The organism is Prochlorococcus marinus str. MIT 9313 (genome assembly GCF_000011485.1).
Taxonomy (GTDB): Bacteria; Cyanobacteriota; Cyanobacteriia; order PCC-6307; family Cyanobiaceae; genus Prochlorococcus; species Prochlorococcus marinus_D.
Genome location: NC_005071.1, coordinates 413366 through 432181, shown reverse-complemented (window position 1 = coordinate 432181; position 18816 = coordinate 413366). Strand labels below are relative to the sequence as shown.

At 53.8% G+C, this 18816-nt stretch carries 17 protein-coding genes and 1 tRNA gene; 3 read left to right on the top strand and 15 right to left on the bottom strand.

Translation table 11 applies throughout. The features are described 5' to 3' along the window. Positions 1–33: 33 nt before the first annotated feature. The 7 genes from AKG35_RS02045 to ftsH all read right to left on the bottom strand — a co-directional run bounded on the left by AKG35_RS02045 (position 34) and on the right by ftsH (position 5263). The gene (locus AKG35_RS02045) at positions 34–660 is read right to left on the bottom strand and encodes a DUF3987 domain-containing protein (RefSeq protein ID WP_041384285.1); all 627 of its coding nucleotides are present in this window, start codon (positions 658–660) and stop codon (positions 34–36) included. Beyond that, complete coding sequence (locus AKG35_RS02040; RefSeq protein ID WP_157859784.1) at positions 653–883, bottom strand: hypothetical protein; 231 nt, start codon at positions 881–883, stop codon at positions 653–655. The genes AKG35_RS02045 and AKG35_RS02040 overlap by 8 nt, the downstream gene beginning before the upstream one ends. Positions 884–933: 50 nt before the next feature. Further along, entirely contained in the window at positions 934–1335 is a 402-nt protein-coding gene (locus AKG35_RS02035; RefSeq protein WP_157859783.1) for a hypothetical protein, read from the bottom strand. Between the two features lie 146 nt (positions 1336–1481). Then, positions 1482–1554 (bottom strand) — tRNA-Ala (locus AKG35_RS02030). Positions 1555–1615: 61 nt separating this feature from the next. Further along, positions 1616–2239, bottom strand: coding sequence for a transcriptional repressor LexA (lexA, locus tag AKG35_RS02025; protein ID WP_011129759.1), 624 nt, complete (start codon positions 2237–2239; stop codon positions 1616–1618). 135 nt (positions 2240–2374) lie between these two features. Further along, on the bottom strand, positions 2375–3331 hold the full coding sequence (gene argF, locus AKG35_RS02020) for an ornithine carbamoyltransferase (RefSeq protein WP_011129758.1): 957 nt from the start codon (positions 3329–3331) through the stop codon (positions 2375–2377). A 54-nt stretch (positions 3332–3385) separates the two neighbouring features. Then, a complete protein-coding gene (ftsH, locus tag AKG35_RS02015) occupies positions 3386–5263 on the bottom strand; it encodes an ATP-dependent zinc metalloprotease FtsH (RefSeq protein WP_011129757.1) in 1878 nt (625 codons plus the stop codon). Between the two features lie 1407 nt (positions 5264–6670). On the opposite strand from ftsH, the gene AKG35_RS02005 reads away from it, so the two are divergent. Further along, the gene (locus tag AKG35_RS02005) at positions 6671–7327 is read left to right on the top strand and encodes an SOS response-associated peptidase (protein WP_011129756.1); all 657 of its coding nucleotides are present in this window, start codon (positions 6671–6673) and stop codon (positions 7325–7327) included. Positions 7328–7632: 305 nt separating this feature from the next. After that, on the top strand, positions 7633–8427 hold the full coding sequence (locus tag AKG35_RS02000) for a potassium channel family protein (protein WP_041384282.1): 795 nt from the start codon (positions 7633–7635) through the stop codon (positions 8425–8427). Between the two features lie 327 nt (positions 8428–8754). Here the strand turns inward: AKG35_RS02000 and ribD are convergent, their stop codons facing one another. From ribD to AKG35_RS01975, 5 genes are all read right to left on the bottom strand, one after another. Next, entirely contained in the window at positions 8755–9861 is a 1107-nt protein-coding gene (gene ribD, locus AKG35_RS01995) for a bifunctional diaminohydroxyphosphoribosylaminopyrimidine deaminase/5-amino-6-(5-phosphoribosylamino)uracil reductase RibD (RefSeq protein ID WP_011129754.1), read from the bottom strand. A 3-nt stretch (positions 9862–9864) separates the two neighbouring features. Beyond that, positions 9865–10401, bottom strand: a complete 537-nt coding sequence (locus AKG35_RS01990) for a DUF3122 domain-containing protein (RefSeq protein ID WP_419177149.1) — start codon at positions 10399–10401, stop codon at positions 9865–9867. Positions 10402–10482: 81 nt separating this feature from the next. Next, complete coding sequence (locus tag AKG35_RS01985) at positions 10483–12996, bottom strand: GH116 family glycosyl hydrolase (protein WP_011129752.1); 2514 nt, start codon at positions 12994–12996, stop codon at positions 10483–10485. Between the two features lie 102 nt (positions 12997–13098). After that, on the bottom strand, positions 13099–13488 hold the full coding sequence (locus AKG35_RS13450; RefSeq protein ID WP_236069635.1) for a calcium-binding protein: 390 nt from the start codon (positions 13486–13488) through the stop codon (positions 13099–13101). Between the two features lie 1121 nt (positions 13489–14609). Then, entirely contained in the window at positions 14610–14909 is a 300-nt protein-coding gene (locus AKG35_RS01975) for a hypothetical protein (RefSeq protein ID WP_236069634.1), read from the bottom strand. Between the two features lie 50 nt (positions 14910–14959). Here AKG35_RS01975 and AKG35_RS01970 point away from each other — a divergent pair, with 50 nt between their 5' ends. After that, entirely contained in the window at positions 14960–16255 is a 1296-nt protein-coding gene (locus AKG35_RS01970) for a bifunctional cobalt-precorrin-7 (C(5))-methyltransferase/cobalt-precorrin-6B (C(15))-methyltransferase (RefSeq protein WP_011129749.1), read from the top strand. On the opposite strand, the gene AKG35_RS01965 is transcribed toward AKG35_RS01970, so the two are convergent. The 3 genes from AKG35_RS01965 to pheS form a co-directional block, all read right to left on the bottom strand. Next, entirely contained in the window at positions 16252–16782 is a 531-nt protein-coding gene (locus AKG35_RS01965; protein ID WP_328284563.1) for a DUF192 domain-containing protein, read from the bottom strand. The genes AKG35_RS01970 and AKG35_RS01965 overlap by 4 nt on opposite strands. Continuing rightward, positions 16779–17687: an NAD(+) kinase gene (locus tag AKG35_RS01960; RefSeq protein WP_011129747.1), complete on the bottom strand. Its 909-nt coding sequence runs from the start codon at positions 17685–17687 to the stop codon at positions 16779–16781. Before AKG35_RS01960 ends, AKG35_RS01965 begins: the two co-directional genes overlap by 4 nt. A gap of 102 nt (positions 17688–17789) precedes the next feature. After that, positions 17790–18797, bottom strand: coding sequence for a phenylalanine--tRNA ligase subunit alpha (gene pheS, locus AKG35_RS01955; RefSeq protein WP_011129746.1), 1008 nt, complete (start codon positions 18795–18797; stop codon positions 17790–17792). Positions 18798–18816 lie beyond the last annotated feature (19 nt).

Below are 18816 nucleotides of genomic sequence, written 5' to 3'. Positions count from 1 at the left end.
CCGGCGGAGAGAAGTGCAGTCATCACCGTCGTACTACTCTAAAAATTGAGCCTCAGCGGTACCCCTGCCGCGCCTGGTGTCAGCCTCCAGCGACCGCAGCATCCCGCTCAATTCAGCGCGGGTCAGCAGAACACCAAGGCCAGCCTGCTCGTAGAACTGCAGCCACATCCCGAGCGCCTCCGGGGAGAACTCCTTCTGATGCAGTGGGCACCGGCGGGCAGGATGTTTCTCCCTGTCTTGTGGTTCGGAGTCCTCCCATACCTTCAGCAGCAGGTCATACCGAGCCTTCTCTTCCTGCTGAAGCTGCCGGGATGGATCGGAGATGAGGGCCTTCTGGATTGGACTCTTGGTCAAACCGCTTGGCCCCACTAGCCCGACGTACAGGTTGGCGGGGACCCAATAGCGACCATCCGGCGACACCTTGGTGCCGAGCTTGAGCAGGCCGCTGTAACCGCAGAGCAGCGTAAACACGGAGGTCAGCGCATCGGCAGGCAGCACCTCCGTCACCATCTCCACGGCCCTCGCTAGATCGGACGGCAGGAGGTTGTCGAAGCTGAATCGCTGGCGGCCCTGAGCGACCCGGATGCTCTTGGCGGCATCCCTGATCGCCTCGTCCGGGATGGTGGAGTGATGGTCTACCACCGACTGCAGATCAGTCATCGGCGGGCCTCCGGTAGCCGTGTTGCTGGGCTTGCCACCAGAACGTCCCAGCACTGATCTGATCACCTCCAAAGCGGAGGATCTGGTCGGGGTCCCAACCGTTAGGGCTGTGGGCTTCGAGTAGTTTCCGAGCCACATCCGTACCGTACCCAGCGTCGCGGCAGGCAGCCTTCAGGCCCCAGGCCATGTTCCGATCCACCGGGTAATTGCCGTGTCCCGGCACCCGTGGCGGGATGAGCTTCAACGCATCGGCGATGTCCTGCAGCGTCCGCGTCAGCTGCTTGCGATAAAGCGACTTCGGGATGTGACGCGGGCGTTCCGGCAACGGGGATCGATGACGGCCTCCCAGCCGCTGTCCTCCTCCTCCAACGAGCGTGTGATAGTGGGGGTGGCGCTGTCCTTGGCATCTAGTTTCTTTTTGGCCTCAGCCAGCGAGCAGTGGCGCTCGTCCACCAGCTGCTTGTGCTGGCAGACCTTCAGAAAAATTTCCCCGCTGCAGGCCGGGTTCCATGGCACCCCCAACTGCACCGATTGTCTGGGGTTCTGGTGCTGCTTTCCATCATTGATGCGTCGGGTGAGCTGGGTGTCACCGTTGCGATCAGCGATGCCCCAACCCATTCCACACCTGTCTTTTATCTGCCCACGAAGGCGGGCGAACCACTTCTGCTGAGGCATGTGCGCAGAACAATTCCTATGCGCAGAATCATGCGCAGAAATGGGCAGACATGTGACTACCCAGGCAGGACACGATGCGCAGAAGGGCACTAAAAAAGCGGCCTTTCTGCCGCCCAAAACCCTGTCTAGGACAGTATTTTTAAGAATGGAGCCAAGGAGACTCGAACTCCTGACCCCCTGCATGCCATGCAGGTGCTCTACCAGCTGAGCTATGGCCCCATAAACGCCGGTAACACTGGGCTCGTACCGCCGTCAAAACACAGCTTACAACGGCAAGGCCTCAAACCTGACGCCAAACAGCCACGAGCTTGCCCTGAACCTGCACCTGATCGGCTGGTAGCTCAATCGGCTCATAGGCGGTATTAGCAGCCTCAAGCCGCACCGAAGCGCCGTTGCGGTGAAAGTGCTTCAGCGTGGTGCCACTTCCGGGCACAAGTGCACTCACCACCGTTCCATCTCGCAGCCGCGAAGGCTCAGGCACTGGCTCCATCAGAACCACATCGCCATCTGCAATGTAGGCATCCACCATCGAATCACCATTCACGGTGAGCGCAAACAGTCCACGGGTCTCCAAAACTGGTGCAAGATCTAACCGCTCCTGAACATCATCAAACGTCTCCACCAAACCACCAGCGGCAACTGCACCCAAAACGGGAATACCGGACACCAACCCACCAAGTAGCTGCAAGGTACGCGCCTGCCCTTCCTGCCAAGTAATCCATCCCTTCTGCTGCAAATGTCTAAGCCGGCTCTGCACCGGCGCTGGTGAGCGCAGACCCATGGCCTGCATCATCTGTCGAATCGAAGGGCTGTGGTGATGGCTGCTGATGTAATCAGCCAACCAGTCATAAAGCTCCTGCTGGGCAGAAGTAAGCAACTCAGGAGAAGAGGCAGCCAATGGCAATGCATTGATTCGTCAATACATGTGTACCTATAGGCACTGAATCTGGCAAGGGTTTAAACACCAAACAGTGCAGCCGCAAGACGATTCCGAGTTAACCGGAGTGCTCAAAACCGAAAGCAGCAATCCAGCCTGGAACTAGAGACCACCAAGCACGGCCGCAAGCAAAGCTTGCTGAACATGCAAACGATTTTCAGCTTGATCAAAGATTCGACTGGCCTCTCCTTCCATCACGCCTGAACTGATCTCCTCCCCTCGATGAGCCGGTAGGCAGTGCAACACGATCGCATTGGGATCTGCATGAGCAAGCAAATCCTCATTGAGACAGAAACCACGAAAGGCCTCTTCCCGCTGCGACTGTTCCTGTTCCTGTCCCATCGAGGCCCAAACATCGGTGTACAAAGCCTGCGCACCTCGCACTGCATCAACTGGATCTGTCATCACTTCAATACGAGCATCAGCCACTGCCAAGTTGCGGGCCTGATCAATCACCTCAGGTAGAGGTTCAAATCCCTGCGGGCAGCCAATCCGAACGTTGACCCCCAAGAGAGCGCCGCAGAGCATCAAAGAATGTGAGACGTTATTTCCATCGCCCACATAGGCCAAGGTCTGGCCGGTTAATGACCCGAGAGCCTCTTGAATCGTTAGGAAGTCAGCCATTGCCTGACAGGGATGCTCCAAATCAGTCAAAGCATTGAGCACCGGAATCGAAGCCCAATGGGCGTAATCCAGCAGTTCCTGCTGAGCAAAGGTCCGCACCGCCATCACATCACAGAAACGACTCAACACTCTCGCCGTGTCTTCAAGGGGTTCGCCCCGGCCCAATTGTGTCACCTGAGGATTGAGATCCACCGTTTGCCCGCCAAGGCGTGCCATCGCGACCTGAAAGCTCACTCGTGTGCGCGTCGAGGCCTTGGTAAAAATCAATCCGAGAACTCGATTTCCCAAATCAATGCGGCGATCCCCGCTCTTGAGCTGACGGGAAAGCTCAAGCAAGGCAACGGTCTGCTCCGCAGTGAAATCAGCACAGGAGAGGAAGTCTCGACCCTTGAGGTCTGCAAGGACGGCTGCAACACCTTGGGGATTGACAGCCATTAGGGAAGCTTCAAAGAGTCTTTATCGGAGACCAGCCCCCCTGCCGTCAAGCCTTCAGGCAATAACAACACCTCTAGGGAGAGAACTGGAATCAAGCATCTGTATCAGCTCATCGCCTTCGATCACTTCCTTTTCGAGGATCTTCTGGGCGATGGTCTCCAGCAAGGCGAGGTTATGCCGAAGAATCGAAAGGGCACTCTCATGACCTTGATCCACCAAACTCCTCACCTCCTTATCGATGGCCTGAGCAGTGGCATCACTCACAACTCGGCGTGGATTGTTGTTACCACCAAGGAAACGCCCCCCACCTTGCTTGTCATAAGCCAGAGGGCCCAAAATATCGCTCATCCCATAAGTCCCCACCATCTGCTCAGCAAGGTCAGTAGCGCGCTGTAGATCATTAGCAGCACCAGTGGTGATCTTGCCAAACACGATTTCTTCTGCTGAACGCCCTCCTAACAAGGTGGCAATCTGACCTTCAAGGTCTTGCTTGGAATTGAGGAAACGCTCCTCAGTAGGTAACTGCAAGGTGTAACCAAGAGCACTCATCCCCCTTGGCACGATTGAAATCTTGGCGACCTTGCTACCTCCAGGCATCAGGTGTCCAACGATGGCGTGCCCCACCTCGTGATAGGCCACAACCTTCTTCTCATCATCCTGGAGCACTCGGCTCTTCTTCTCAAGGCCTGCCACAACACGCTCGATCGCTTCGTTGAGATCCTGCAGCTCTACCTCTTTTCGTTTACCACGAGCTGCCAACAGGGCCGCTTCGTTCACCACATTGGCTAGATCAGCTCCAGCAAAACCGCTGGTCGCCTGAGCGATGCGGTCTAAATCAACCCCTTCGGCCAATTTCACTTTCTTGACATAGATCTCGAGAATCGTCTTGCGGCCAGAGAGGTCTGGGCGATCCACAAGGACCTGTCGGTCAAAACGACCTGGCCGTAGGAGGGCCGCATCAAGGACCTCGGGCTGGTTGGTCGCAGCCAACACGATGACGGGCTTATCTGTGGACGAGAAGCCATCCATTTCCGTGAGCAGCTGGTTAAGGGTCTGCTCACGCTCATCGTTGCCTCCTACGACACCCATTGAGCCAGAACGACTTTTACCGATGGCATCAAGTTCATCGATGAAGATGATGCAAGGAGCCTTCTTCTTAGCCTGCTCAAACAGGTCCCTCACGCGGGCTGCACCAGCGCCGACAAACAGCTCGACAAACTCCGAACCAGAAATAATGAAAAAGGGAACCTCTGCCTCCCCAGCAACAGCCTTGGAGAGCAAGGTCTTACCTGTACCAGGCGGGCCCACAAGCAGTACACCCTTAGGAATGCGAGCACCTATGTCTGTATATCGCTCAGGTGTTTTGAGAAAATCAACGATCTCAGTGAGCTCATCTTTTGCCTCATCGACCCCTGCCACATCGGCAAAGGTGACTCGTGACTCTTCATCAGGCACATAAACCTTCGCCTTGCTCTTCGTGAAACTAAGAGCGCCCTGGGCACCACCACCACCCATCGAACGCCTGGCAAAAAACTGCAGTACAAGGATGAAGATCAGCGGAGGAACAACCCAGCTGAGGATGGTGGAGAAAACATTGGGCTTCTTCGGCGGCGCTGCTGCAAATTCAACTCCTTTGCTTTCCAAGCGTTGGGGCAGATCCATATCGAAGATCGGCGTAGTGGCCAGCAACGAAGGTGCTCCCTCCTCAGGATTGGCCAGTTCGTATCGGATCTGATCCTGAGTGATGAATGCCCGCTTCACGGCGCCATCGTCAACCTGATCAATAAATAGTGAGTAGGGAACCCTCGGCACCTGTGCAGCAGGATTGGGTAAGAAGCTGCTGAAAAGCAACAAAACACCGAAACCGATCAACACCAAATTGACGATGCCAAAGCGTCGATTCGGTTTGTTGTCATCCTCACGGATCGCCATCGAAAAAAATTGATTTCCGGGCTGTCACGCTAAGACGATCAATCCGTAAGCGCTTGCCTTTACTGGTGTGAGAACCGAACGTCACCCCAAACGAAGCGCTGCTGGCTGCCTTGGAAACGTCAATGCATCGTTGTCAGTGGCTGCTAAGACAAAGCCTTTTCGTTAAGGGTTTCAAGGAGTTCACCGCCAATCAAAGGCACTCATTCCCCCCAAACCAAGACATTAACTGCCATCTGATTACTAGTGAAGCCGATGCTGCAAAGACAGTTTCAAGGCAACCAACGACACCCCTAGGGCAAAAAAAGAATCTTGCAGTGCATTGGCACCACAAGTCTTGATGTCGGCCTCTTCGAAAAAGCGCTGCCTGAACAATCAATTTAGTTTCTGTAGAAGCAAGACATTTTCTTTAGCCATGAGAGCAAACCAATGCCATGAAGGTATTTACTCTCAGGCAATTGCGCCTAAGCGATGTAACTTAGGTGCTTTATTATTATTAATCAAACATTCGACCCCCGAGAAAGTGGGCTAGGATTCATTAAACAAAAGGGAGGCATTCGCTTCACCGTGACAACCTAAACTGCGCCTGGCTGTTACCGCAACCAATCGGCTGCATTCTCCTGCAGGCATTCACAAATCCATGTCCTACAGCGACAAGGCAACCCCAATAAGGTAATTTCTCACGGGGGTGTCTATAGCGAGTAAACGCTGATATCTATATGCAGGAATATCTAGAATAGAAGTCATCTTGACTTCTCAGAAAGGCCAGTACCGATACAAACTTTAGGCGCTGAAGCATCAACAGGTCAACCCTGAAATCTATTGATCTAAGCAACGAAAAAACTCACCGCCATGAAGTACCACCCATTCTATGTAAGCGCAAAAGGCGGGACAATTCAGTGTTTCGAGGACGACAGAGGTCGCCTGTTTCGAGTTTGCTCAAGATCTCAATGCCTTTATTGCGAAGGGCTGCACTCAGCAAAATCACATCTTGACTATTTAGAGAAGTCTAAAGAACTTCCTGCAATGTTGCTGCCTCCATGTTCTCCTCTTCAGCCAGATGAGCTATGGCCGTATCCACCACTTGCCCTGCTGATGGATACGGCAACAAACGTCTTAATGGAGAACGACTCTGCCAGCCCTTCAGGTATCACTGAAAACACGAAGTCAAATCATGAGTTTTCGTTAGAATCAGAGCAGACTTGGGATGCTGTTGAGACTTACTTTGAATGCATTTCAACCTGCTCACTTGATGACGGCGAATGTCTCACCAGCTGTGTTGAGCAACTAAGAGAGGCTGAAGAGTAAGCAAATTCCATATCTCGACCATCTATCAACGCAAACACACAAAAAAGATCAATAGAAAGGTCTTATCAGACACAATCAAGCCCTGGGAGAGAGAGAGGAACCATGTGTGGCTGCTATAGCCTCACCACCCCAAGGGACACTCTGCGAAAGGTCCTGACGCCGTGGCTGACTAACAGCTCTTCGTCAACATGGCTAAAGCACTACGCCCCTCGCGCTGAAATCCACCCAGGCGAGCCGGTGCTCGCGCTAAGAGAGCATCAAAGACATACGGATGTAACCCATTTTCTTTGGGGCTTTTTGGCCAGCTGGGTGAAAGACCCCTGGCGAGGCCCAAGGCCAATCAACGCTCGTGCCGAAACCCTTGCGGAGAAGCCATCTTTTCGCGCAGCTTGGCGTCATCACCGCTGCCTATTACCTAGCGATGGTTTTTATGAAAAAGGGCAACGGATTCATCGTTGCGATGGTGAACCGTTCTGGCTGGCGGGGCTGTGGGATCACTGGATCGGGCCCGATGGCAGCGAAGTAGAAACCTGTTGCGTCATCACCACGCGCGCCAATGCCTTAGTGCGTCCACTGCACAAGCGGATGCCTGTCATCGTGCCAAATGGCTTAGAAGAGGCCTGGCTGGAAGAAGGGGATGCCACCCACTTGCATGGACTTGAAAGCTTGCTTAACCCCTGGGATCCACATGATTGGTGTGTGAGCCGAGCCACCAAAATGGCTTCAAGGACCAACCCAAATCAATTACAGCTTTTCTGATCGCGGCTGCCCCACTTCTCCCCACACGAATGAGAGCTCTCAAGGAATGACCATCCACTAATACAGCTTGATTGACAAACAGAGAAGAGAATTAAGCCATTTAAGAAACGGAGCCCTTCGCAAACAAAGAGTTAACGATGCCTGCAGGGAATATCTTTACTTGGAATGGTCACAAGCTATATTCCTGCTATCGTGACCCTGAGAGAAACAAATATCGAACAATCATCTAAAACGTTTCTTCTCACTAAACAGGGGCTTGACAAACGCACCGCTTCACTAAACATTTTATGAGCTGATTGCTTCGGTTGACTACTACACCACGGCAACGAAAACATCAATATCGAGAGAGGCTTTATCGCCTGTTGCTCGCTTTTACCCTGCTGCTATTAGCAAGCTTTGCCGTACCGCAGTTTTATTGGCCTGCTCCAATTTGCTATTCAGTCATCGCAATTCTTATCACCAGGTTGCTGGCGAGAAAAGTCAAACACCATATCTGGAGAGAAAGGCTCTATCAGTGGCTGGGATGGGCAGCATTGCTGAGCCTGTGGTTCTGGGTGCTCACGCCAAGTCACTGGACCTACAGCGGTATTCCCCTGATATGGAGCTGGATTGTGTTCGTAAGCTGGAGCTTAATTCGACTGGTGAAGCAGCTGAGTCGTGAGCACCAAGTCAGCGAAATGGTTTTGATGGGAGCAGCCGCGGGATACTTACTCTTAGGAATCAGCGCCGGGCTGGTGATGAATGCCTTGTATACGTTTGAACCCAACAGCTTTGCGCTCCTGGATTTACCCAGCCAGGCCATCACCAGCAACAATCACAGCGTACTGAATACGCCTCATAAATTTGCCGAGATCAACTACTTTGCCTTCGTGTGCCTAACCACCGTTGGCTTCGGGGGGATCAAGCCGATTCTGCCCGCAGCAAGGATGGTGAGCGTTACCACCAGCATTGTTGGCCCTCTTTATCTAACGCTGATGATGGGTGCTCTGATCAGCCGCTTTTCAAGCAACAGCAGCAGCGAGCGGATTAACAAAGAATCGGCTCCAAAAGACACTCAGACTTCAGATCATGAAGTCACGACTAATAAAAAAGATGGATAAATTTTGCATATTACCTAATAACATCAAGGTCAAGTCAACTGTCAAGTAGCTCTCACCATCATAACTCTAAAGCCTCTCCCCTGTTCATCACCCTTCTGGCAATTTCAGCTCGATTGACAGATGGATTGACAAACATTGCGATTAAAATCAACACGACCTACAAAGCCTTCTGAATCTTGTCAATTACAAATACACCAAACAATCATCGATTGATGCTTCCAACATTGTTGCGATAACTTTCTGTAGTCAGCCTATAAAAATAGTTACCAATACAATTCATAGATACAACTTACTCCAACAATATTCAAACGATAAATATTATATACCTCAGCAATGCTTAGAAAGCTCATATTGCAAGAGCCAGTCAGCCCCCAACGACTGCAATGAGCCAGACGCGAGCCCAACAACCTCTTTCATGCTTGTGAGGCCAAGATCATCAAGTGGTGTTCTCGCCGGCAAGCCACCCAACAGCTTGGGAGCCACCACCACCGCCAATTCTTGAACACAGCCTTGCTGCAATGCTGCGGCTGCTAAGCCTGGCCCGCATTCCCACAGCACACGATTGCAGTCTTGTTGAGCTAAGGCCTGCAGCAACTCAAGCGGTTCAGAGACAGGCAAAGCAAGTAGCTCAGGCCCCTCAGGCAAATGAGCCAACTGTTCATGGCCAGGCTCTAGGCCATGTGCAACGAGGGTCTGAGCCACTGCAGTGTTCCAAAGCTGAGCTTGTTGAGGCAAGTCAAGGCTGCGACTCAGCACCACCCGCTTTGGTTCGGGGTCAGAGTGCCCACGACTGGTCAACAACGGATCGTCCGCACGCACAGTGCCGCCTCCAACGATCACAGCATCACATTGGCCACGTAAGCGATGCACCCAGCGACGCGCTTCACCACCACTGATCCACTGACTGGCGCCATTGGGAAGAGCCGTGCGTCCATCGAGGCTCATCGCCCATTTGAGAATCCCCCAGGGGCGCCCAGTAGAAACCCGATGCACAAAAGCCCGGTTCTGATGTGCTGCTTCGAGCTCCAACACAGCAGTGATCACCTCCAGCCCGGCATCACGCAAACGAGTGATGCCGGCTCCAGCAACACGAGGGTCTGGGTCCTGCATTGCCACCACAACTCGGCGAAGTCCGGCAGCGATGACGGCCTCCGTGCAGGGAGGCGTGCGGCCTTGATGACAACAGGGTTCCAGGGTGACCAGCAGGGTCCCACCGCTGGCCTGTTTACCAGCTTGTGCGAGAGCGCCTACCTCCGCATGGGGCTCACCAGCACATGCATGAAAACCCTCTCCCACAAGCTTTCCAGCCTTGTCTAGAACAACTGCCCCAACAAGAGGATTGGGACTGGTGCGACCATCTGCGAGAGCAGCTAACTGCAACGCCCGCCGCATCCATGGCAGCCAAACAGCACTTGCAGAGGGGTTGACCTTCATCAACTATTGAGAAGCCTGCGGCAATGAACGCCACTCGCCGACGACATAAGGAGGCACAGGCAGTTCAGTAAACACACCGGCGAGCTGCAAGCGCAGTGGGCGATTGTTGGTTAAATCATCCAGCAAAGGGTTGAGATCGAATTCTGCTGCCGCTTCACGGCCATCCTTCGCCAATTGCGGACTGGCCATTGTGATGTCATCCAAGGCCCAGTCGCGGCGACCGGCATGCACAAGCAGTGCGGTTGGATGATTGAGACGAACCTTGCCGGGATAACCAACAATCCTCAACACCACTGGCCCACCTAGCGGGCCCTGGCGGTAAGCCACCACCTGCCAACTGTGATAATCGAGGTCACGCAGGGTCTCAAAGCTGCGTACAAATAAAGAACTTTCATCACTTTCATTGGTCAACACCTGCGCCTGGGCAAGAGATGGGCTGAGCAGCAACAGCACAACAGCCACAAAGAAGCAAGCCAAAGCCCTCTTCAGCATGAAAAGGCCAGGCCATCGATGCGATGCAGAACTCCCTGCGCTGGACATGACCTCAAAGAAGGTCTTAACAGCGTATGCAAAAAACCATCGCTGCCGATAGGACATCCCTCACAGATTGGCGCCACTCATTCACCACTCAGACCCTGCCCGTTCGGCACCTGGAATCAACTGCCAATCCGTATGCGTTGCCCACAGGGCCCAGATCGCCATTGCACGCAAATAGTGGCAAGCCCTATAGGTCTTCACTGCAGTAATCGCTTCTGGGGTGCGGAACTGCAAGCCACCGCCATACACCTGATTAACCACCGCGGAACAGATGGCTGTGGCCGTCGTTGCATCGCCCATCAATCGGTAGTAGGCCGCCAAACCGAAGTTGATACCAGTCCATACCTCCAAGGGATGGGTTCCCTTGGGATCAAGTGGCATGCCATCACGGCACAAACCATTGGCAACTCCCAAACGGCCGCCTTCAAAGCCTTCAAAGCAGGCCTCTTTGACTGCATTCAGACTGCTGCGACTGCGTTCATCAGCAACAACAGAGGGCAGCCCCAGCAAGCGTGCATAGAAATCACCACAGAGTTGATCAGCCATCACCACGGGCGTACCACTCTCAGCATCGATCTTGTAATACTCCCCATTCCAAAGCAGCCGATCGAAGTTGACCCGTGATTGCTCAAGCCAACCGCTGAACTGATGTTGCTCCTCTGCCGTATTCAGCCCTAAGTCCAATTGCAAGCGCTGTGCCATGGCTAGAGCAGCCTCAAGAGCTGCAATCCAAAGAGCACCGCAATAGGCGCTCACGCCTTGTAAAGGCCAATCGTCAAAGGTCTGATCCGGAGCACCACCGTTATCAGGCAGACCATCGTGATTGACATCAAACCGCTTGAGATAACTGAGGGCTTGCACTACCGCCGGCCAGCATTCAGCCAAGAAGCTCAGATCTTCACCATTCGGTGAGAGAAGAAACGTTCGCCATACCTGCAACACATAATCACTGGCCAGATCTTTCCAGAGATTGCAATCCTGATAAGCGGTGTAGTTGGTGGCATCAAACGGCGACTCATTCGGTGCTCCCAGATCATGGGGAGTAGCCGCCGCCCTCTTTCGGGGGGCCTCGACCCGGCCACGCCCCTGGGTGAAGTACCAGCCAATTGGTCGTGGCGTGGCATCTGCCGCTGGAATGGCTCGAGCAAAACTACGCAAGACGGCCTTATCGAGCTCAGGCCACAACTGCAGCAAAGCCAAGGAGCCATAGAGGCGCACATCAAGACTTTCGTACCAGGCGTAGTCGAAGCACTCAAGAACCCCAAAGCGACCCACCGGATCTCCTGGACGGGCTGCCGTCCAAAGGCTGCCACCGCTAGCCAAGTCGTAGAGCTCATTGAACAAAGCCATTCGCAAGCGCTCCGGCAGATCCTCACGAGCCAGCACCGGTGCTTGCCAGGCATCAATCTGCTCACGCCAATCAGACCAATCACTCAGGGCTTCTGCAGCAAGAGCGGCGGCCGCCTGACCATCGCTGCCATGAAAGTCGGTATAACGACGCAAATCGCGAACGCCTGTAGCGAAAGCCGTCACCGGTAGATCCCAACTGATCACCACAGGGATCTCAAGACTTTCGCCAGGTGCCAGGGTGACCTTCACCGCTAAAGCAGCGCTGGTCTGCTCCCCCGCCAAGCTCTTGTGTGCGGTATTGCTGTTTGGAATGGTTCCTTCACTTGCGAAGGAACTCCACAGTTCGCTGCCATCTCCGCTGGGATCCCAACGGCTACAACGCATCACCTCCACTCCAGGCAGATGATCAGGAACAGCCAAACACCACTGCCCTTGGCCCTCAGCCAATGGGTCAGCTCGCTCACCCTCCATCAAGACACCAATCAGCCCTGGCTGATCAATCCAACGATTGCACTGCCCCTCGCCACGGCCGATGGCAGGCACATAACTGTGTTCAGGGCTCCCATCATCGCGGAAATGCACGCTGGCCGAGGGATCGGTGTTTGTGAACCAGCCACATGTGTTGCGCCAACTCAGCAGCAGCGACAATTCCAGAGATTGCGATGTTGGGTTCTGCAGCTGCCAACGAAACACGGCCAGGGGGTAGCTCGTGCGTCGGTAATCACCAGGAAGGATTGGACTAAACGCTTCGCAAACCAGCTCAGCCGCGAAGACTCCTTTGTAATGGGTCCAACTGAGCGGATAGCGGGCTGAATAGCTACCAGTCTTGCGTTGCTCTGTACTGGCTGGATACCAGCTCCAAGAGGAGAGAGGCTTGTCTAGCTCAGGCTGAGAGTCATCGGTTTGTGGCGCTGTAGCCAGCGCATGAGCACGCACCTGATCCCCCTGCCGCTCAAACAAAGCGAACTGGCAATCAGGAATGCTGCCCTGCCAATGCTCACCACCATCAAGATTCCAGAGATTGAAATCACCGCGTGGGCTACGCCCGATACAACCGGCCCCGAAGCCTCCCAGGGGCATGCCATGCCAGGGCCCATCATCGAGATTGCTGGCATAACGCACCGTGTAAGGCTGTTGCCAAGGCAATCCAAAAGCACGGCTCCAGCTGGCGGCAGGCACACTCCAAGGCTTCAAGCTCGATCCACGCTTCAACAAGGATCTGAAAGCTGAAAAGCCAAAAAGGGCCATGGGGCAAGAGATGATGCGCCCAGCTTGTCAGCAGATCAGCCGACCAGCTAGGGGATCACGGCATCGTTTGAACCTTGTTGGCATAACAACGGTTTCTACCGCTCAGATGTAATCAATCACATCTGCAGCTAGGAACTCATCCTTATCAACATCCAGAAGGGTGGTGTGAATGCCGTCTGCTCTGATCGATAGATCATCTCCGGCTTGCCTCAGGGAACACAGAACCCCATCACCAACAGAGATGCGATCGTTTTCAGCGAATGAAAAGACGATGATCACATCAACACCACGACTCAGCCAGTAGGTGTCAGCTCCACGATCACCTTTAAGGGTGTCATCACCGAAACCACCATATAGCCAATCATCGCCATTTCCTCCAGCAACTTGATCATCTCCAGCGCCTCCTAGTAGAACATCATCACCACGACCGCCAAAGATCACTTCATCTGCAGATGCTCCAGCCAAGGAATCATCAGCATCAGAAACAATCATTCTTGGATCTCTCAAGCTCTCAGGAAGAACACCAGAGAATGATTTCGTATAAAGCTCAATATCATTACCATCACCACCTTTGTCTGTGATGAAAAGATAAAGTGTTCCTCCGTTATCGCTTTTAAATCTGCCTATTGAATCTCCTTCATCAAGGCCATCATATTCACCAGAGAGATTTCCATCAACTTTGGCAATCACAAAGGAATCACCAGCAGAAAGTTTAAAGCCATCAATTAGCGAAACATCGAGTTTTCCTGCGAGTTCTAGATCACCGGTAATTTCAATCCAATCGTGGTCTGTTGCTGTTCTATCGCCATCGCTGTGGCAAGTGCCGCCAAGTCCTATATCTTTAGAGCCACCTTTCTTGTAGTGGTTGCAATCAATGAGAATTCCGCCTGCGGAGCTACTAGGATTGACAGTTCCATGGTCTATCCAACTGCCTAAAATTACACCATTGTCTGCACAGGTTCCTTTATTAATAAAGCCATTAAAGCCTAGGCTGTTTTTCTAATTATCAATAGTACCGTTGTTGCGCAGCTGCCGCCATCGTTGTTGTTCATCGTGCTGCTGTTACTCAGCGTGACTTTGTTGTTCAGCGTTCCGTCGTTAATGTTGTCCAACGTGCCTTCGTTGTTGTTGCTAAGCGTGCCATTGTTATTTATCAACCTACCGTATTAACCAGTCCCATGTTGCGCCCTAGAGTAGTGATTGTGCTTCCTAGTGGATTTAGATTAGGCGAAATCTGCCTTCCCATTGCCCTAATTAAATCATGAGCCAATAATAGCACTCGCGAATACTATTATTTAAAGCATTTAATTGCATACAATAACCCAATGACTATGCATGAATGATTCATCTAATCCAATGAAGATAATCTTCCGCAGCTTTAATTATCTTTCTGTCTTTCCTCAGTAGATCTATTGCTTCATCTGATCTGTATTAGCAGTAATCGCCTGGCCCCCTTACAAAGGGCTAGGCTTTCGTCTCGGCGAAAATACCTAACAATTCCAAAAAGAAGCTTCACAGCCTCCGCTTAATAGCAATGATCGACCTGTAGCTAATCAACTCATCAATATACAAATGCGCCCCTAGACCAAACAAACTGCCGAACTCTTACTTCTCTACTCAGCATCCAACAAAGCATCGATGGTGACGGCAGAACGAACCAAGGCCTGGTAGCGCTGCAAAACACGGCGATTGCGATCCAACCAGCGCGCTGGATCATGAGCTTGAGCTGAACTTGCAGCAATATCAAGGTGAGGGGCTTCTCCATCAAGCAATTTCAACTCGTCCTGCTGCTGAATCAAGGCAACAACCAACTCATGCAAACGCCGACGGCGATCAAGCACAAACGCATCCTGTTCCTGATCCGTTTTCTGCACCTTGCCCGCCACCTTGCCCGCCTCCATGTTGCTCACCATTCAAGGCAAAGACAAGTCAGCCATACAACCTCTCAGCCGAGAATGACAACATGCCCGCCTCAATCAGCTCCGCAGCGATCCACATCATCGGCACCGATGCCGCAGGCCTAGATCACCTTGCTACTCCATTGCACGAGCTAGTGCTCTCAGCCCAAGGGCTGGCTGCACCAACTCGGTTATTGCAACAGCTGCCGAGCTGGTGGCAGCAGCAGCAAACGGATCAGCCTTTGCCAGAACTGATGGCGAGCGATCAACCAGAGGCTCTGATTGCCTGGTTGCACCAGCGGCAGGGCACAGCCATCGTGCTAGCCAGCGGCGATCCGCTCTGGTTCGGCATCGGCAGGCGGCTACTCGAGGCCTGTTCTGCTGATCAGCTGCACTTTCATCCAGCACCTTGTTCGCTGCAACTAGCCTTTGCCCGGCTTGGACGCCCTTGGCAGGATGCCGCCTGGATCAGCCTGCATGGCCGTGACCCGGCCCCCTTAGCTCAAAAGCTGCAACAACGCCCCGCAGCTCTAGCTGTACTAACCGATCCCAACCGCGGTGGAGCCGAAGAGGTGCGTACGATTTTGCGCGCTTCTGGCCTAGAAGCTGCCTATGCAGTGTGGCTTTGCGAACAGCTCGGACACGCCAATGAACGGGTGCAACGGCTGACGCCACAGGATGCCTTGCCATCGGATCTTCATCCCCTACACATGGTGGTGCTGCTTGCCGAACAAGCTGCTCCAGCAGGAGATCCAGCCAAGCTTCCATTGTTCGGTCTTGACGATGGCTTGTTCCTGCAACACGACGATCGCCCTGGCCTGATGAGCAAACGGGAGCTCCGTGTTCAGCTCCTCTCAGAGTTAGAGCTACCAGAACAGGGCGTGCTCTGGGATTTAGGTGCCGGCGTCGGCAGCGTTGGCTTAGAAGCCCTACGCTTGCGCCCACAACTGCAATTGCTTGCTGTTGAAAAGCGTGGCGGCGGCGCAGCGCTGATTAAGGCAAATGCTGCCCGGCTTGCCGTTCATCCTGCTGCTGTGCTCGAAGTTGAGGCCCTCAGCCTGCTGAATGGAACTGATCTACCAGCAAAACTCAGCAACCCCGACCGGGTGCTCCTAGGGGGTGGCGGCCGCCAGGGAGCTGCTCTACTCAAGGCCGTATTGCAAAAACTTCAACCACATGGAGTCGTCGTGATTCCACTGGTAACCGTTGAGGCCATGGCAGAACTCAAGCCCTTACTTCAAGATTGCGGTTGCACCGTGAAAGTGAGTCAACACCAAGCCTGGAGGGGCCTGCCGCTGGCAAACGGCACACGCATGGCGCCGATGAACCCGGTGATGATCCTCAAAGGCACGATGCCTTAAGGCTGCCAATCAACAAGCTTCGGCAAAGGTTGAATCTGCACAACATCACCAACCTTGATGGATAGCCGTGCTGCCTCCCCGGCCGCCAACTCCACCACTCCATCCGCCGGCAGCTTCGGGCCATAACTCGGGCAGGGCAAATGCGGGCAAACAGGTACAGCCGCCTCAATCGCAATCACCCGACCCTGATCAACAAACACCATGTCAAGCGCAGCCAAGGTGTTGTGCATCCAAAAACGCAATCGCCTCGCAGGCTGAAACGGAAACCACATGCCCTGGCCTGATGGCAAGGCATGGCGCTGCATCAATCCCAAGCGCTGTTCTTCTGCCTTATCGGCTACCTCCAATAACAAACAAGTACCGCTTTTAAGGCACCACTGAGCTTCGAGAGGCAAATACTGAGGCGAGGGTTCTGCCCGCACCCCAATAGCTGAAAGAACGCTGAGACCTACCGCCAGCCCTCCCCAGAGCAAAGGAAACCGCAATCTCTCCCCCCCCCACTGCAAGCAGAGGGCCCTACAGGTCATGGTCGATCAGGTTTGGCAACATGCGGCAAACCCCAGCCCAACTTGTTGCGCAACACCTGGAAGAACTCGTGATCTGCCAAGCGCACAAATCTCACAGGATGATCACTACGACGAATCAGTACTCGGTCTTCTGGCCACACATAACAACCCGCACTGCCATCAACCACCATCATCAAGCGATCCGCCGTCGCTGGAAACACAGTCACTGGCTCCTGGTCGCTGAAAACCAGCGCTCTTGACGCCAGCGAATGAGGGGCAATCGGTGCAAGCTGAAGCACCGGGCACTCAGGTGTAATCACCGGGCCTCCTGCACTGAGTGCATAAGCCGTTGATCCCGTAGGCGTCGAGAGGATCACACCATCAGCAGAGATATCCACTGGCGCATGGCGACCGATCGCGACTTCGAAATGACACATGCTGGTGAGTGGTTCACGATGCAAGGCCATTTCATTCAAAGAGAGTGCCTCCCAGCGGCACTGATCACCGCGCAACACACTCACCACCAGGGTGCAACGCTCCTCAATCGTCCACTGCTTGTTAAGCACCTGCTCAATCACCCGATCGAGATCAGCCAAATAGGCCTCCGCCAGGAAGCCAAGGTGTCCGGTGTTGATGGTGAGGATTGGCACCTGCACAGGAGCTGTCTGCCGTGCCGCCGAAAGCACGGTGCCATCACCACCCAGAACAATCGCCAGTGCCATCGAGGCATCGAAACCCTCAGGTACGCACGCGTTGTAACCAAGCAGGCGCAAATGCTGATCTGGATTGGCAAAGCCAACCATTCCACCAGAACTACTTGCTCTGACCACTTCGATACCAGCCTGTTCAAGCCGCGACTGAAGGGTCAATGCGGTCTCTACCGCCAACTCTTTGCCGTCATTAACGATCAGTCCGACACAGGGCACCGATCGAATGAAGCAAAGAACGAGCTCACTTTATGGGGATTCAGCTGTTTTTGGATGATGCACTACGGCGATGCTTCATCCAGCACACGATCGGCTATCGACTCAAAACTGCTCAAGGAAGCGCAAATCACTCGTATAAAGCCTGCGAATGTCGTCGATGCCATGACGGACCATGCAGAAGCGTTCCACACCAAGGCCTGCCGCAAACCCACTCCAGCGCTCTGGATCAAGCCCCAGGCCCTCTAACACTGCTGGATCAACCATGCCGCAACCCATCACCTCCAGCCAACGCCCACGCCACTGCACATCCACCTCTGCCGATGGTTCGGTAAAGGGGAAATAACTAGCCCGAAATCTCACCGGCATATCGCCAAAGAATGCCTTGAGGAAAGCCATCACCGTGCCGCGCAGATGGCTGAAATCAAGGCCTTCATCAATGGCCAACACCTCAACCTGATGAAAGACAGGCGAATGGGTCGCATCCACTGCATCACGCCGATAAACCCGGCCTGGCGCCACAATCCTTACTGGCGGCGGATTCTCTTCTAGATAGCGAATCTGCACAGGCGAGGTGTGGGTACGCAGAAGCAGATTGCCGCCCAGATAGAACGTGTCCTGCATGTCTCGAGCGGGATGGTCCTCGGGAATATTCAAGGCGGAAAAGTTGTAGTGATCGGTCTCCACCTCCGGGCCTTCAGCCACCCGATAGCCCAAACCAGAAAACAGATCCACGATCTGCTCAGTTGTTGTAATCAAAGGGTGGCGATGGCCCACAGGAATGCCACTGGCAGGCGCAGTGACATCAATCGTTTCCTGCAGCAGCCGATCAGCCAAAGCTGCCGCTTTCACCACCTGCAACCGTTCCCCTAGCAGGTTTTGCACCTGTGTTTTAAGCACATTGGCGCGCTGACCAACAAGCGGTCGCTCTTCACTAGGGAGCTTGCCCATCGCCCCGAGAACACCAGACAAGCGCCCTTTCTTGCCCAACAGACTCACCCGCAATTGCTCCAAGGCATCCGCATCTGCGGCAGCAGCGATAGCAGACACCGCCTCAGCCTCGAGGGCATCAAGCTGGTCGGTGAGCTGCTGCAAGGAAATAGTGGCGCTCACTGAAAAAAGATCGCAGCCA

Coding starts and splice junctions, on each gene's coding strand:
- AKG35_RS02045 (WP_041384285.1), bottom strand. CDS start 660: ATGACTGATCTGCAGTCGGTGGTAGACCATCACTCCACCATCCCGGAC.
- AKG35_RS01990 (WP_419177149.1), bottom strand. CDS start 10,401: ATGTCCAGCGCAGGGAGTTCTGCATCGCATCGATGGCCTGGCCTTTTC.
- ftsH (WP_011129757.1), bottom strand. CDS start 5,263: ATGGCGATCCGTGAGGATGACAACAAACCGAATCGACGCTTTGGCATC.
- AKG35_RS02035 (WP_157859783.1), bottom strand. CDS start 1,335: ATGCCTCAGCAGAAGTGGTTCGCCCGCCTTCGTGGGCAGATAAAAGAC.
- AKG35_RS01975 (WP_236069634.1), bottom strand. CDS start 14,909: ATGGTGAGCAACATGGAGGCGGGCAAGGTGGCGGGCAAGGTGCAGAAA.
- AKG35_RS01965 (WP_328284563.1), bottom strand. CDS start 16,782: ATGACCTGTAGGGCCCTCTGCTTGCAGTGGGGGGGGGAGAGATTGCGG.
- ribD (WP_011129754.1), bottom strand. CDS start 9,861: ATGAAGGTCAACCCCTCTGCAAGTGCTGTTTGGCTGCCATGGATGCGG.
- AKG35_RS13450 (WP_236069635.1), bottom strand. CDS start 13,488: ATGATTGTTTCTGATGCTGATGATTCCTTGGCTGGAGCATCTGCAGAT.
- AKG35_RS01970 (WP_011129749.1), top strand. CDS start 14,960: ATGCCCGCCTCAATCAGCTCCGCAGCGATCCACATCATCGGCACCGAT.
- argF (WP_011129758.1), bottom strand. CDS start 3,331: ATGGCTGTCAATCCCCAAGGTGTTGCAGCCGTCCTTGCAGACCTCAAG.
- AKG35_RS02005 (WP_011129756.1), top strand. CDS start 6,671: ATGTGTGGCTGCTATAGCCTCACCACCCCAAGGGACACTCTGCGAAAG.
- AKG35_RS01985 (WP_011129752.1), bottom strand. CDS start 12,996: ATGGCCCTTTTTGGCTTTTCAGCTTTCAGATCCTTGTTGAAGCGTGGA.